Raw genomic sequence first — 15957 nt, 5'->3', positions numbered from 1 at the left:
TATGTTTTTCAACAGAAAACAATCGTTTTCGAAAAAAAACAGATCAGAAATTTCTGATCTATTCAAATTCGTTATCATTCGGCTCAATTTCCGAAACTGGTTTCAAGTTCTCTGGAATTTCTTCATTCACTTCATCACTAAAAAATGGGAAGATATCCATAATCGGACTTTCAGATATTGCCGGGATCTCATAAGGTACTAGCATGTCACTCAAACATTCTTCAAGGAATTCATATGCTTGTTTCACATTATTTGCTTGGGCAAGCATATAATTATTGCTCTTCTTTTCTTTACCAGATGCTTCGTCCACATCAATAAATGCAACTTTAGCTTTAAACCAACGGTCACCATTGTCATTAGGATACAATTCCGTAATGTTTGATTTGCTGATATTGGTTACATTAAATTCCCCACTAATCATTTGCTCCAGCTCTTTGTGAATTCTGGCCTCAGCTTCGGTAAAAGACATTGCATCCACCAAATATGGCTCCGATACTTTTTTCTCTTTTCCTGATACTTCATCCACCTTAACATACTTCACTTTACACTCAAACCAATTGTTCATACGATTACATTATTTAGTTCTAAAAGCACCACATAGCTCTGGTTGCTTTTAACATTGATATTTTATTTTAACGGATAACAAAGATAAAAGAATTGATCTCTATTAAAATCAACTCTTATAAAAAATGGAGATATATAAAACAAAAAAGGATGACCTAAAGTCATCCTTTTTGTAGCGAGAGGCGGGTTTGAACCGCCGACCTCATGATTATGAATCATGCGCTCTAACCAACTGAGCTACCTCGCCGTTTTGCTTGATTGCGGTGCAAATATAAAGGCATTTTATTTCTAAAAAAAATCTTTTTTCTAAAAATCTTTACAAAGAAATAACGCAATTCCTTAAACTATCTGTTTTACAGAAATGTTACAAGTTGAAAAAAATATTGATTTTTTTTACAACATTACATTTCACTTATGCTTGGAGGATATATTTACGAAAAAGTGCCTTCTCTTTTGCCGTTTTTATTGCAAACATTGAGTCAGATTTGCATCCTTTCTATTGAATTTTCAAAAAAGCATAGACTATTGATCTTTCGATACAATTGTAGGTAAAGAAATTTTAAGGCAAGAAAAAAGGGAAACAATTTTCATTGTTTCCCTTGTAGTAGCGAGAGGCGGGTTTGAACCGCCGACCTCATGATTATGAATCATGCGCTCTAACCAACTGAGCTACCTCGCCGTTTTTTCTAACGCGGTGCAAATATAGAATCCTTTTTCATTAAAAAAAAATCATTTCTCATTTTTTTCAACTCTTGAATTGTAAATGATTTAATTTATCGATTTGTAAAATTTTCTTAACTTATATGGTGCATGTAAAATAAGCATATTTAAGAATTAACAATATGAGAAAACCTAAAGATTTAAGAATCAGTTTTTATTATTAGAAAATTCTTAAGTATCTTGCGCGAAATTTAAGTATTAACTTACATTTCACCTTTTTAGTGCAGTATTTTAATACTGGGGGAAAAATTTATCAAGACAAACTTAATTCCCTTATTTTATTATCAAAACATTTATGCCCCAACAGATGAAACAATTTGAACTGGAATATGTACTTCAAGCTTCGCAAAAAGTGATTTTCGATCGACTAAGTAATGCAAGTGGATTATCAGAATGGTTTGCTGATGATGTAAATCAAAAAGGTAAAGTTTATACTTTCATTTGGGATGGATCGGAACAGCAAGCAGAATTAATTACCAAGAAAGACAATCGTTTAATTCGCTTCCACTGGCTGGATAGTGAAGATGAAGAAAGCTATTTCGAATTTAAAATAGAAATTGATGCCCTTACCAATGATCTATCTCTTATCATTACCGATTTTGCTGATGAAGATGAAATAGACGAAAGCATTGAACTTTGGGATACTCAAATCGCCGAATTAAAACATGTTTTGGGAATATGATTTTTTAACAAATCATAACACCAAATCCTAAATAATTAGCTTATTTTTGTAAGCTATGTAAGACCAGTTTCTACAAGTTATTGGTCTTATTTTTTAGGTAGAAATGCGATATCATTACAATAAAATTCAGATCTCGCTTCAATTAAAATATTTTAGAATGAAACGTTTACATTCATTTATTCTTAAAAGTTTTCTTGGGCCATTGGCCTTTACTTTCTTTATCTGCATGTTTGTTCTTCTCATGCAATTCCTTTGGCGATATATCGATGAACTTGTCGGAAAAGGGTTAGAATGGACAGTAATTGCTGAATTTTTGTTTTACGTTTCTGCTACTTTAGTTCCAATGGCACTGCCTTTGGCTATTCTTTTGGCTTCCATTATGACCTTTGGGAATATGGGAGAGAATTATGAATTAACAGCCATGAAAGCTGCAGGAATTTCCTTGCAGCGAATCATGCAGCCACTTACCACTCTTGTGGTGATAATTAGTATTAGTGCTTTTTTCTTTGCCAACTATGTAATGCCAGTTGCATCCTTAAAAACTACATCATTATTAATCGATATTAAAAACCAAAAGCCAGAACTAATCCTGAAAGAAGGTATTTTCACAAATGACCTTCCAAATTTTAGCATTAAGGTTGATAAAATTGATAAGGAAACAGGGATGATGCATAAAATTTTGATTTACGATCATCGCGATGGAATAGGAAATACCAATGTAACAGTTGCTGATTCCGGCACCATGGTTACTTCTCCTGATAAGAAGAATATGGCTCTTACTTTGTATAGTGGCAATATGTATCAGGAGGTAAAAACCAAATCGAGAAGAGATAAAAAACATCCTTCCAGAAGAATTAAATTTCAGGAATATAAAACAAACGTTCCTCTTAGAAGCACTGAATTAAAAAGAGGTAACGAGGATAGATATAGCAAGAACTACAGAATGCTAAACCTAAAACAGTTGGTCCATTCTGAAGATTCCTTACAAGGTAAATTGCAAAATGAAAAAAAGAGACTTGTTACAGGATTGCTAGCAAGACATTACTTTAAGAAAGAATCAAAATCGATGCGAAAAGATTCTGTAAAATCGCAAAACCTTTCAGCAAAAACACTAAATGTTGATTCTTTATTTAAATCTACTACAATCACAAAACAGTTAACCTCAGTAAGTTCAGCTCTTAGTTTCGCTAGAAAAACCAGAGAAACTATCTCTCGAAAAGAAGGAGAGCTATTGGGACAAGAAAAATGGATTAAAAAATTCTCCAATGAGTGGCATCGAAAATTCACACTTCCTTTTGCTTGTTTGATATTCTTCTTTATTGGAGCTCCTCTTGGTGCAATCATCCGTAAAGGAGGCTTGGGAATGCCAGTAATTGTATCTGTGTTATTCTTTATTTTTTATTACATCATTTCCATGACTGGTGAACGATTTGCCAAAGAATTGGTTCTTCCTCCAGCTATCGGGATGTGGATTTCATCACTGATAATTCTACCATTGGGAATTGTATTAACCTACAAAGCAACTACCGATTCTGCTGTTTTCAACATCGAGAATTATATTGATTTCTTTAAAAAGATTAACCCCGTTAAATTTTTCAAAAAGAAAAATGCATAAATCTATATTCATAATTCTAATTGCAGTTTTAGGATTATTTTCTGCTTGTACAAAACAAGTAGAATACTCCGAAAAAGAAGTCAATCAGCTTCTTGATGATTGGCATAAGGCTGCCGCAGATGCTGATTTAGAAAAGTATTTTGGCTTGATGACTGAAAATGCAACCTACATTGGAACCGATCCATCGGAAAGATGGACCAGACAAGAATTCCACAATTTTTGCAAGCCCTATTTTGCCAAGGGAACAACCTGGGATTTTAAGGCTTTTGATAGAAAAATTTATACTTCGGAAGACAAGAAAACCATTTGGTTCGATGAACTTTTAAATACATGGATGGGGGTTTGCAGAGCTTCTGGCGTACTGGTAATTGAAAACAACGAATACAAAATATCTCACTACCATCTTTCGGTTACCATTAAAAACGAAAGCATAAAAGAGTTTTTAAAAATTAAACAAGACTAATATGTTTGACGATTTAAAACCAGATATCGATTACTATATGCATCCTGATGGATATAGAATCATGACAAAAAAATATCTTACCGAAAGAGGATATTGCTGTGGCAATGGATGCAAACATTGCCCTTATTTTCCAAAACACAATAAAGGAAACAGGAACTTAAAGGAATAACTATGAGTTTACGTGTAGTATATATGGGAACACCCGATTTTGCGGTGGCTCCTCTTGAAGCTCTTTTAAATGCAGGGGTTAATGTAGTTGGTGTAATTACCAATCCCGATAAACCTGCAGGTAGAGGTCAAAAAATACAAGAAGCAGCAGTTAAAAAGTATGCTGCCGAAAAAGGATTGAAAATTTTACAGCCTGAAAAATTCAGAAATGAAGAATTTCTTGCAGAACTTAAATCATTGGAAGCTGATTTGCAGGTTGTGGTTGCTTTTAAAATGTTACCTGAGGTAGTTTGGAACATGCCAAAATATGGAACCCTGAATCTTCATGCTTCCCTACTTCCTCAATATCGTGGTGCTGCACCTATTAACTGGGCAATCATCAATGGTGATAAAGAAACTGGTGTATCTACATTTCTTTTAAAGCACGAAATTGATACAGGTAACATCATATTTCAAGAAAAAACTGAGATTGGTGAAAATGACAATGCTGAGATCATTCACGATAAATTGATGAATATTGGTGCTGATTTGGTAGTTAAGACAGTAAAAGCAATTCAAGCCAATGACTACCCACAAATCCCTCAGGAAAGCATTGCTGCTAATGAATTAAAATCTGCTCCCAAAATCTTTAAAGAGGATTGTAAGATTGATTGGACCAAGAATATCAATTCAATTCATAATTTAATTCGTGGATTAAGTCCGTACCCAGCATCATGGACGGAATTGATTCCAAATGAAGAAGGAAAAAAGATCGGTCTTAAAGTTTTCGCAACCGAAAAAACAATTGAAAATCACGACAAAGAAATAGGAAGTTTGCACACCGATGGTAAAACTTATTTAAAAGTGGCTGTAGAAGGCGGCTTTCTATCTATTACAGTGCTGCAACAAGCAGGCAAGAAAAGAATGAAAGTCGAAGATTTTCTTCGCGGATTTCAGCAAATATCCAACTATCACTTATAAAATTTCAAAGGAAGCCCAAAAGCTTCCTTTTTTTTCGCTTACCAAATAAAAAAGAATTCTTACCAATTATTCTTTTATTTTCAAATTCCTTTTTGTAAATTTTATGTAAGTGTAAAAAGATTTCGGAAAATCTCCGAAACTAATTCCCAATACAACTTCTTACACAAAACTTAAATCAACACTAAACCTCTCACCTCTAACAATTAGAGATTAAGTTTCTGCGCATCAAAATGATTAAACACCATTTTGAAATGCTGTAATGCCTTACATATCTAAATCTTTAATTATGGTTACGCGCATTTTTGATTTACTCGATAATTATCGGGAGAATTATCCTGATAAAACAGATGCTTTCGCAAAGAAAGAAGATGGCAAGTGGGTTACCTATTCCACAGAACAATATCTGAAATATTCAGATTTAATTAGTTACGCTTTGCTGGATAGTGGTCTTAAAAAAGGAGACCGAGTTATCACCATTTCGAACAACAGACCCGAATGGAATTTTGTTGATATGGCCTTGGCACAAATTGGAGTGATTCATGTTCCTCTTTATCCGACAATTAGCGCAAAAAGTTATGATTTTATCATTCGTCATTGTGAGCCTAGTATCATTTTTTTATCAAGCGAAGAGTTGTATTGCAAAATAGAACCACTATTAAACGATCATCCTTCAATAAAAGAGGTTTATTCTTTCGATAAGATAAAAGCTGTGACTCATTGGGTACGATTACTTGATATAGGCAAAGCTCTTAATGACAAATATAAAAATGAATTAAAGTCTATTAAAGAATCAATCAAACCACAAGATTTGGTTACCATTATATATACATCGGGAACAACAGGCAACCCTAAAGGTGTAATGTTATCGCACAAAAACTTCACAAGTAATGTGCTGGCTTCGGCTGCACGTTTAATTTTAAATTCAAGTCACAAGTGTTTGAGTTTTTTACCAATCAACCATGTTTACGAGCGAATGGTTAACTATCAGTATCAGTACAAGGGAATTAGTATCTATTATGCTGAAAGTATGGAAACCATTGGCGATAATTTGCGAGAAATTAAACCTCATGGGTTTGCCACCGTTCCCCGATTGCTGGAAAAAGTATATGACAAGATCATGGCAAAAGGAAAAAGTCTGCCTGCCATAAAGAAATCCTTGTTTTTATGGGCAGTAAACCTTGGTCAAAAATATGAACTGAACGGGGAAAATGGCTGGTGGTACGAATTCAAATTAAAAATTGCCAGAAAGCTAATTTTTAGCAAATGGCAGGAAGCTCTTGGTGGTAACATCATGTTTATGTGTTCGGGTGGAGCTGCTCTTCAAGTTAGATTAGAGCGTCTATTTTGGGCTGCTGGTATTCCTGTTCAAGAAGGTTATGGTTTGACCGAAACCTCCCCCATCATCGCAGCAAATCAAAATGCTTATCCTGACATCAAATTTGGAACAGTTGGCCCCGTTCTAGAAGGCGTGGAAGTTAAAATTGCAGAAGATGGAGAAATTCTAGCCCGAGGACCGAATATCATGCTGGGATATTACAAAAATCCTGAACTAACCAATGAGGTTATCGACAAAGATGGTTGGTTTCATACGGGTGATATTGGTTGCATTGTAGAAGATCGATTCCTCAAAATTACCGATCGTAAGAAGGAAATCTTCAAAACTTCCGGTGGCATTTATATTGCTCCACAGGTAATTGAAAACAAATTAAAAGAATCTCCTTTTATCGATCAGGCAATTGTAATTGGTGAATTCAGACGCTTTCCTTCTGTATTAATTTCCCCGGACTTTGAATTCCTAAAAGAATACTGCAAAAGAAAGAAATTGGATTTTATCAGTCCGGAAGAGATCATTAAAAACGAGCGTATTCAAATGCGAATCTGGAAAGAAGTTGAGAAAACCAATGTAAATCTCGATCGCCCAAAGAAGATTAAAACCTGTCGACTGGTTTCTGATGTTTGGACTCCTGAATCTGGAGAATTATCACCAACCCTAAAACTCAAAAGAAAAGTTTTAAAGGATAAATACGACGATTTAATTCGAGATATATACGCCTACGAAGAAGAACTTTAAATAAGTAATCACACACTATAACAAATAAAAATATGACTCGAAAAATTAGAAAAATTGCAGTTTTGGGTGCAGGAGTCATGGGCGCTCAAATTGCATGTCATTTTGCCAATATAGGCATGGAGGTATTGCTATTAGATATGCCTGCAAAAGAGCTTAATGAAAAAGAACAAAAGGCTGGATTGTCACTTGAGCATCCTAAAGTGCGAAATAAAATTGTAAACGATCTTTTTCTAAAGGCTACAAAACTAAAACCTGCTCCATTGTATTTAAAAGCTTATGCCAGCAGAATTACAACGGGTAATTTCGAAGATGATCTTCATAAAATAGCTGAATGCGACTGGATAATAGAAGCCATTATCGAAAATCTAAAAATCAAACAAGAGCTTTATAACAAAATTGAAGAGCATCGTAAACCTGGTTCCCTGATTACCACAAATACATCAGGTATTCCTATTCAGATGCTGATTCAAGGAAGATCAGAAGATTTTGCCACTCATTTTTGTGGCACTCACTTCTTTAATCCTCCTAGGTATTTGAAATTGTTAGAAATCATTCCTTCCCCTAGCACAAATCAGGAAGTATTGGATTTTTTGACTGATTTTGGAGAAAGATTTTTAGGCAAATCGGTGGTTAGTTGTAAGGATACTCCTGCTTTTATTGCCAACCGAGTTGGGGTTTATTCCATGATGTCCGTCTTTCATTTGATTGATGAGTTTGGATTCTCAGTGGAAGAAATAGATAAGTTGACTGGACCAATTATTGGAAGACCCAAATCGGCAACCTTCCGTACTTGCGATGTAGTTGGTCTGGATACCTTGGTATTTGTAGCACAAAATCTTCAAAAAGCTCTGCAAGATGATGAAGCCAAAGATGTTTTCCAGATTCCGGAATTCATTCAACACATGATGGGAAACCAATGGTTGGGAGCAAAAACAGGTCAGGGCTTTTATAAAAAGATTAAATCTGAAGGAAAGAGTGAGATTTTAAGCTTGAATCTGGAAAGTTTCGAATATCAAGAAAAGCAAAGGGTAAAGTTTGGTGAATTTGAAGCCGCAAAGGCTGTACCTCATCTCAATAATCGCTTTAAAGTTCTCTTAAAAGGAAACAGCAAAGTAAATCAGTTCTATCAGAAGTTGTTCTTTGGCTTATTTGCCTATGTTTCGAATCGAATGCCTGAAATTACCGATGACCTGTACAAAATTGACGAAGCCATCTGCTCTGGTTTTGCCTGGGAAATGGGACCATTCGAGATTTGGGAAAGTTTAGGTGTGAAAAAGACTTTAAGCATGATGGAAGAAATGGGCTTTAAGGCTGCCAACTGGGTTTACAATATGGTTCAGGAAGATCTTAGTTTCTATCAGTTAAAAGATGGTATGAAACAGTACTATGATGTAAATACCAATGCTCATCAAACCATTCCTGGAACTGAAAATCTGGTTCTTCTTAATAACATTCGTTCATCCAAAACCATTTGGAGTAACGAAGGAGCCAGCATCATTGATCTTGGAGATGGAATCATCAATCTGGAATTCCACACCAAAATGAATACCATTGGCAGTGAAATCATACAAGGAATTAACAAAGCGATTGAGTTGGCAGAAAGCGATTATCGGGCTTTGGTAATCTCTAACGAAGGAGAAAACTTCTCGGCCGGAGCCAATATAGGACTGGTATTTATGCTTGCTGTTGAACAGGAATTCGATGAGTTAGACATGGTTGTTCGCACTTTCCAAAACACCATGCTGAAACTAAAGTACGCATCGATTCCGGTTATTGCAGCTCCACATGGAATGACTCTGGGAGGAGGATGCGAACTTTGCATGCACACCGACAAGGTAATTGCTCACACCGAAACCTACATGGGATTGGTTGAATTGGGTGTTGGAGTGATTCCTGCTGGTGGAGGAACCAAAGAATTTGCTTACCGATTGTCCAGGGAAATTGCCCAGGATGATATCAGAACCAACCGCTTCCGAGATAAATTCTTGAGTATTGGTCAGGCAAAGGTATCGATGTCGGCCTACGAAGCATTCGATTTGGGATATCTCCGAAAGGATGTGGATGAAGTGATCATTAGCAAAAAACATCAGTTGACTTATGCAAAAAAAGCAGCTTTGCTAATGCTTGAGAAAGGCTACACTCCTCCTCTACCAACCAAAGACATTACTGTTTTGGGAAGCGAAGGTTTGGCTTTGGTTTATTCGGGTGCTGATGGAATGGAAGTAGGAAATTACATATCCGAATACGATAAACATTTGTCCATAGAGCTTGGAAAAGTGCTAAGTGGAGGTGAACTAAGTGAACCCACCAAAGTTTCGGAAAAATATTTACTCGATCTGGAACGAATTGCTTTTGTACGACTCTGTCAACAAAAGAAAACACTGGAACGAATGCAGAGTCTTTTGCAAAAAGGAAAAATCCTTAGAAACTAGTCAATTAATAATGATTAGTGTTTAATGATTAATGACATTGTACACAATTGCATAAGCTAGTAGGTAATAACTAAACATTAACCATTTATAATTAAACATTAACATGAACGCATATATAGTAGCCGCATATAGAACCGCAGTAGGCAAAGCAAAAAAGGGAAAGCTTCGCCTCATCAGGCCTGATGATATGGCCGCAAAAGTGGTACAACACATTATGGGAAAAACGCCAAGTTTGGATCCTGTGATGGTTGACGATGTAATTGTAGGAAATGCAACTCCCGAAGCTGAACAAGGATTGAATATCGGTAGGATGATTTCTTTAATGGGATTGGATAATATTCAGGTTCCTGGGATGACTGTGAATCGATACTGTTCTTCTGGTCTGGAAACAATTGCAATTGCTGCATCGAAAATAGAAGCAGGTTTGGCCGATTGCATTCTTGCCGGTGGCGTAGAGATGATGTCTCTCATGCCTATGGGCGGTTGGCGACTGGTTCCCAATCTGGGAATAGCCAAGTCGAATCCCGATTACTATTGGAACATGGGAATTACAGCAGAAGCTCTACAGAAAAAGTATAAAATCTCAAGAGATGCTCAGGATGAATTTGCATTTCATTCGCATAGAAAAGCTTTAGAGGCAATAGCTGCGAACCGTTTTGTAGATGAAATTGTTCCCATTACAGTATTGGAGACTTTTGTAAATAACCAGGAGAAAGCTGAAACCAAAGAACATATTGTTGCCACGGATGAAGGCCCAAGAGCTGATACCAGTATAGAAGGCTTGTCGAAATTAAGACCAGTATTCGATCAAAATGGTACGGTTACAGCTGGTAATTCTTCGCAAACTTCCGATGGTGCCGCATTTGTTTTGGTGGTATCCGAAAAGATGCTGAAACAATTAAATGTAGAACCCATTGCCCGTTTTGTTTCTTATGCAGTGGCTGGTGTGGAGCCAAAACACATGGGTATTGGACCTGTTGAAGCCATTCCGAAGGTATTGAAGAGATCAGGAATGAAAATGAACCAAATCGAGCAAATCGAATTGAACGAAGCATTCGCTGTTCAAGCTCTATCTGTGATGAGAGAGTTGGATATGAACCCTGAAATCACCAATGTAAATGGTGGAGCAATTGCTTTAGGACATCCATTGGGTTGTACTGGAACAAAGCTTTCGGTTCAACTCTTACACGAAATGAAGAAAAGAAAACAAAAATATGGCATGGTTACCATGTGCGTAGGATCGGGACAAGGTGCGGCCGGTATTTTTGAACTAATGAATAATGGTTAATGATTAAGGTTTAATTATAAATGATTCTATACACCAATCATTAGACAATAATCATTAAACACTAAGCATTTATCATTAATCTCTAATCATTAAACATTAACAAACATGGAAAAGATAAAAACTGTAAAAGGCGGTCAGTTTCTGGTAAAGGAAACCATGCCACAAGATATTTTTATTCCTGAGGAAATTTCCGAGGAACAGAAAATGATCATGGAAACCTGCAGAGATTTTCAAGAGAAAGAAATATTTCCAATGCAGGACAGAATTGATAAACAGGAAGAAGGTTTAATGACCGATTTACTTGATAAAGCAGGTGAATTGGGTCTACTTGGAATTGCAATTCCCGAAGAGTACGGTGGATTTGGTCAGGATATGAATACTTCCATGCTGAGTACTGAGGTAATGGGAACCTACAGCTCTTTTGCTGTGGCTTATGCGGCTCATGTGGGAATTGGAACACTTCCTATCCTCTATTATGGGACACAAGAGCAAAAAGAAAAGTATTTGCCAATGCTTGCCAGTGGCGAATACAAAGGAGCCTATTGCTTGACGGAACCAGGTGCAGGATCCGATGCCAATTCAGGAAAGAGTAAGGCAAAACTTTCGGAGGATGGTTCGAAATACATTTTGAATGGACAAAAAATGTGGATTACCAATGGTGGCTTTGCCGATATTTACACAGTATTTGCCAAGATTGATGATGACAAAAACTTAAGTGCTTTCATTGTTGAAAAAGACTTTCCAGGAATCAGTTTAGGACAGGAAGAAAAGAAAATGGGTATCAAAGGTTCTTCAACCTGCATGATGTTCTTCGAAAATTGTGAAATTCCTATTGAAAACTTGCTTGGAGAAAGAGGTGACGGTTTTAAGATGGCCTTGAACATTCTGAACAATGGAAGAATTAAATTGGCTGCTGCCGTTTTAGGTGCTGGAAAAAAGGTAATCTCCAATTCCATTAACTATGCCAACGAACGCATTCAGTTTGGCACCGAGATTGCTAATTTTGGGGCTATCCAGTATAAAATTGCTGAGCAAACCATTCGAACCTATGCTATTGAATCTGCCATTTATCGTTGCAGCAACGATATTCAGAACACCAAGCATCATTTGATTGAAGAAGGAATGAGCAAGGAGCAAGCATCTGTACAGGCACAGAAGGAATTTGCTGCCGAAGCTGCCATTTTAAAGGTTGCTGCATCCGAAGCTTTGGAGTATGTGGTGGATGAAGGTGTGCAGATTTATGGAGGTATGGGATACTCAGCCGAAGCTCCAATGGAACGTGCCTATCGCGATGCTCGTATCAACAGAATTTTTGAGGGAACCAACGAAATCAACCGAATGTTGGTAGTAGATTACCTTTTGCGCAAGGCCTTTAAAAATGAATTGCCATTATTGGCTGCTTCTCAATCGGTGGCCAAGGAGTTAATGTCTATTCCTGATTTTGGAGAAGAAGATACCAGCCTATTGGCTGCTGAAAGCAAATTGGTAGAAGGCTTTAAAAAAGCAGCTTTACTGGTTGCTGGTGCTGCTGCTCAAAAGTTCATGCAAAAGCTAAGTAAGGAGCAGGAAATCCTAATGAACATCTCAGATATCATTGCCGATTGCTATCAGGCAGAATCTTTATTGCTACGCGTTAAAAAGTTGGTAGAAACCAAAGGAGAAGAAGCCTGCAAGGAACAAATTGCCATGTGTAAGGTCTTCTTTTACGATGCCGCCGACCGCATTCATAAAAATGCAAAAGATGCTGCCAATAGCATTTCATCGGGCGACGAACTGCGCATGATGCTTTTGGGATTGAAACGCTTTACCAAACACAGTGGCCTAAACAGCAAAGAAGAACGCCGAATGATTGCCAGGAAATTAATCGAGGAGAATAAATATTGTTTTTAGTTAAAGATTGGCTTAGTATGCGAAGCGCCTCCTGTTGTGGGAGGCGTTTTTTTGATAAATTCCTTTAAGAAAATTCAACGGATGGCGCTATGTAACGTAGGCGCCTTAGTTGATTTATGTTTTAATTTTTATAAAAAGACAAGGTAGCGACTTTAGGATTACATTTAACTATAACTATTCTAAAATGGCTACCTTGCCGTTGCTCAGTAAAAGCACAAAACATTCGGAAACCTAGTACCAGCCTATGGTATATAGCGTGTGTTAGGCGCTTTTATTATAAGGTAGAATAAGAAAATCCTCCACTCATTTTTAAATCCAAGTTATATTCAGTCTTAAAAAAATCTTTTATAACTAGAAATGCATCCCAACAATCGTCTGTACTTATTCTTTTATCTTTTTTCTTTCCTGGTTTCGATTTCATCTTGTCAGCAAGTCTTTCTATTAAATCTAAATTATGAACAGCTACATTTCTTTTTCCTCTTACCGTATTAATTTTTTCAAAAATGTCGTAGTCTATTAAGTCATTCAATTCAAGAATATTTGACAATATTGAAGAAGTCATATCGCGTCCTGTCAGAAAATCTCTTCTTGTACTATCTATTCTGTTTTTATCTGTATCAATTTTAGCTTGTTTCGAATATAAAAACTCAATCCATTTTTTATTGATATAATATTCAATTACAAACCATGATTGTACAAGTGACTGTCTAAAATTCAAATTGTGATACTCACTTAATGCACTGTTTACTTGACTAAGCATTTGAATTGCTTCAGTATCATCAATAATTAGATTTAAATCATCATAGCATGTCCGAAATACTTCTTCTTTAATAGCACGTCTGAATGTGATTCTTTTATCTATTTGAATTGGGTAGTTTCGATTATATTGCGAAAGATATCGTCCACTGTAAAAAGATTCAGTTAAATTATCTGGAACTCCACTAGAATTAAATTTACCATCTTTAAAACTCATGGTAAATGCCTCACCCGACCTGATACTTGAGTTCTTAAAATATGCAAAGTTATCAACCTTCAAAAGAGAAGAAGATAATATAACTTGAATTGCATTCAAATAATTTAAGTATTCAGAAGTAAATTGAATTGCAGGAGGAATTGGTTCTTCTTTCCCATTCTGAGCTTTAAACTCATCTCTTCTTGACTCCAACTCCTTAATTCTTGTCATAACTAGACCGTCTTTACAAAAAGCTAAATAAATTGAATCATTTTCATATTCAATTGTCTTTTCGGATAAAGATTTTGTAAAGGCATCTGCATTTGAGATAAGAGATTCAATATCTGGTTTTTCTCCTGTCCAAAAAGGTTTTGTTGTATAAAAACATATATAAGTTTCCATTTCTCTCATTTAATTGCGCCTAACTTATTTATAAGCTTAAAAACTTATCCTTATTTTTCTTTTATTTCCTAGTTTTATCAGCTTACAAACCCAATATGTTTGTGTAAGCTGATAATTTTAGATGTTTTAGGCATGTGAATTTAAACAATAATCCAATAAATAAATATCTTATGCTAAGATATTTTGGCAACAGTTTTCAACTGTTTTCTTTTTGATTTGCTTCCTTCTATAAAGGTGTACCATTTTCAGGTCTTTGCTTATGTACCATCTGTTTGAGTAAGCAAATTCATTAACAAAGTCATTCAAATTGCAATGCGAGTTGGTATTCCTCCTGTTTAAGTCATCAGTTTTGCTTTCCGAGTCAATGTTTTTATGGCCTTGTCCAACTCGGATGGTAAGATTCATGACTCGCAAGGGTATTTGGCTTACTCAGATGCCAATATTGGTAACTCGCATGGGTATTTCCTTAACTCGGACGCCAATATCTGTAACTCAGACGGGTGTTGAGTTGACTCGGATGGATATTCTGGTAACTCAGACGGGTATTTTGGTAACAAGACGGTAACTTTATTAACTCGGATCGGTAAATACTGGGCTACAGCGGTTTTTATTTTACTAAATGTTATAAATAAAAACCTCCAACAAAAATAAAATCTTATCCTAACTGTGAAATCTGGTTATTGTGCGAATGCGGAAAAAGAATTACTCACTAGTGCTTAAATTAGCTTTGAGTTTTTACAACTTTTCTACTTTTTCACTATTCATACATTTCAAAACTTTCGGAAAAAACAAGGCTGCTCAAAATGAATTGAACAGCCTCTCTTTATTGGGGTGTATTTATTTTATTCTTTCGCTTTTTTGCTCATGACCACATAGTACAACAAGAAACCTAGTGAAGTGAATACAAAGAAGATTCCATAAGGCATTGCACTGCGATACTCGGTAAATTGTGGATATTGAGTTCCCAACAGTTCCAATACGATGAATCCAAGTCCACCAAAAAATGCTACCAATCCCCATTTTAATGCAGGATACTGATCGTATTGCACTTGCTTCTTCACTTCTATCTCAGCGTTTTGATCCAGAATCTCTGCTCGATCGAAATGACCAGTTTTAATAATTTTTCTTTTTAGAAAATGTGAAGACAATATTTTCACAAATGTGATGATTGAGAAAAACACCACTGCAGCCATTAATAATTCACCAATATTCATATTTCAAATTTTAAGTTTTTCAATCTGTTTTGCCTAGTAGACCATGGTGGTTTTAAAAAGGTTGCAGCTTGGTTTATTTTTTTTGAAATATTTTACCTCATCCTTCCATGAAGCTTTCTCAAAGCAGTGTTCTCTTTGGGACTCCGACTTGAGTTCGGATTCCCAATATTTTATTAGGAAAATCTTAAGTGTGATTTTGATGCACTTAATAAACAATTCGTACCCCGAACTCAATTCGGAGCACGAAAATGCATTTTGAAAGATGTGTAAAAAGCATAGGTAATTTCACCTCATCCCCTAGGAGGATGTCCAAAAAGTTCAATATTATTGTCATTCTGAGTTTAGCGAAGAATCTGTCCCTTTGATAAACAGATGTTTCACTTCATTCAACATGACATTATATTCGATTGAACTTACTTTTTGGACACCCTCAATTCTGCAAACATTAATCTACTGCTATAATTGAAAATTTATTCTATTTCCTGCAGAAGAAGGATAGGATGAGGTAGTAACAGATTTAACAGAGTCGGCATTAA

The 15957-nt window shown here is 36.0% G+C and carries 12 protein-coding genes and 2 tRNA genes; 9 read left to right on the top strand and 5 right to left on the bottom strand.

Annotation, left to right across the window (positions count from 1 at the left end):
* Positions 1–58: 58 nt before the first annotated feature.
* The 3 genes from M0051_RS03055 to M0051_RS03045 all read right to left on the bottom strand — a co-directional run bounded on the left by M0051_RS03055 (position 59) and on the right by M0051_RS03045 (position 1243).
* Positions 59–565, bottom strand: coding sequence for a DUF4494 domain-containing protein (locus M0051_RS03055; protein WP_306740062.1), 507 nt, complete (start codon positions 563–565; stop codon positions 59–61).
* 172 nt (positions 566–737) lie between these two features.
* A tRNA-Met gene (locus tag M0051_RS03050) sits at positions 738–811 on the bottom strand.
* A gap of 358 nt (positions 812–1169) precedes the next feature.
* A tRNA-Met gene (locus tag M0051_RS03045) sits at positions 1170–1243 on the bottom strand.
* A 348-nt stretch (positions 1244–1591) separates the two neighbouring features.
* On the opposite strand from M0051_RS03045, the gene M0051_RS03040 reads away from it, so the two are divergent.
* The 9 genes from M0051_RS03040 to M0051_RS03000 all read left to right on the top strand — a co-directional run bounded on the left by M0051_RS03040 (position 1592) and on the right by M0051_RS03000 (position 12853).
* Positions 1592–1966: an START-like domain-containing protein gene (locus tag M0051_RS03040; RefSeq protein ID WP_306740061.1), complete on the top strand. Its 375-nt coding sequence runs from the start codon at positions 1592–1594 to the stop codon at positions 1964–1966.
* A 157-nt stretch (positions 1967–2123) separates the two neighbouring features.
* Complete coding sequence (locus M0051_RS03035) at positions 2124–3581, top strand: LptF/LptG family permease (protein WP_306740060.1); 1458 nt, start codon at positions 2124–2126, stop codon at positions 3579–3581.
* Complete coding sequence (locus M0051_RS03030; protein WP_306740059.1) at positions 3574–4044, top strand: nuclear transport factor 2 family protein; 471 nt, start codon at positions 3574–3576, stop codon at positions 4042–4044. Before M0051_RS03035 ends, M0051_RS03030 begins: the two co-directional genes overlap by 8 nt.
* Position 4045: 1 nt before the next feature.
* Positions 4046–4213 (top strand): DUF5522 domain-containing protein, encoded by a 168-nt coding sequence (locus M0051_RS03025; protein ID WP_165836038.1) that lies wholly within the window; start codon positions 4046–4048, stop codon positions 4211–4213.
* A 2-nt stretch (positions 4214–4215) separates the two neighbouring features.
* Positions 4216–5172, top strand: coding sequence for a methionyl-tRNA formyltransferase (gene fmt, locus M0051_RS03020; protein ID WP_306740058.1), 957 nt, complete (start codon positions 4216–4218; stop codon positions 5170–5172).
* 286 nt (positions 5173–5458) lie between these two features.
* Complete coding sequence (locus M0051_RS03015; protein ID WP_306740057.1) at positions 5459–7243, top strand: long-chain fatty acid--CoA ligase; 1785 nt, start codon at positions 5459–5461, stop codon at positions 7241–7243.
* A gap of 32 nt (positions 7244–7275) precedes the next feature.
* The gene (locus M0051_RS03010; protein ID WP_306740056.1) at positions 7276–9675 is read left to right on the top strand and encodes a 3-hydroxyacyl-CoA dehydrogenase/enoyl-CoA hydratase family protein; all 2400 of its coding nucleotides are present in this window, start codon (positions 7276–7278) and stop codon (positions 9673–9675) included.
* A gap of 103 nt (positions 9676–9778) precedes the next feature.
* Positions 9779–10963, top strand: a complete 1185-nt coding sequence (locus M0051_RS03005; protein ID WP_306740055.1) for an acetyl-CoA C-acyltransferase — start codon at positions 9779–9781, stop codon at positions 10961–10963.
* A 105-nt stretch (positions 10964–11068) separates the two neighbouring features.
* Positions 11069–12853 carry an acyl-CoA dehydrogenase family protein gene (locus M0051_RS03000; RefSeq protein ID WP_306740054.1) on the top strand — a complete coding sequence of 595 codons (1785 nt, stop codon included), beginning with the start codon at positions 11069–11071 and terminating at the stop codon, positions 12851–12853.
* A gap of 274 nt (positions 12854–13127) precedes the next feature.
* Here M0051_RS03000 and M0051_RS02995 read toward each other — a convergent pair whose 3' ends face one another.
* Positions 13128–14207, bottom strand: coding sequence for a hypothetical protein (locus M0051_RS02995; RefSeq protein ID WP_306740053.1), 1080 nt, complete (start codon positions 14205–14207; stop codon positions 13128–13130).
* Between the two features lie 842 nt (positions 14208–15049).
* Complete coding sequence (locus M0051_RS02990; RefSeq protein WP_306740052.1) at positions 15050–15421, bottom strand: hypothetical protein; 372 nt, start codon at positions 15419–15421, stop codon at positions 15050–15052.
* Positions 15422–15957: the final 536 nt, after the last annotated feature.

It is taken from the genome of Marinifilum sp. D714 (assembly GCF_030851345.1).
Taxonomy (GTDB): domain Bacteria; phylum Bacteroidota; class Bacteroidia; order Bacteroidales; family Marinifilaceae; genus Marinifilum.
Note: the sequence above shows the minus strand (reverse complement) of the source record. Positions and strands in the feature narration are given on the sequence as shown.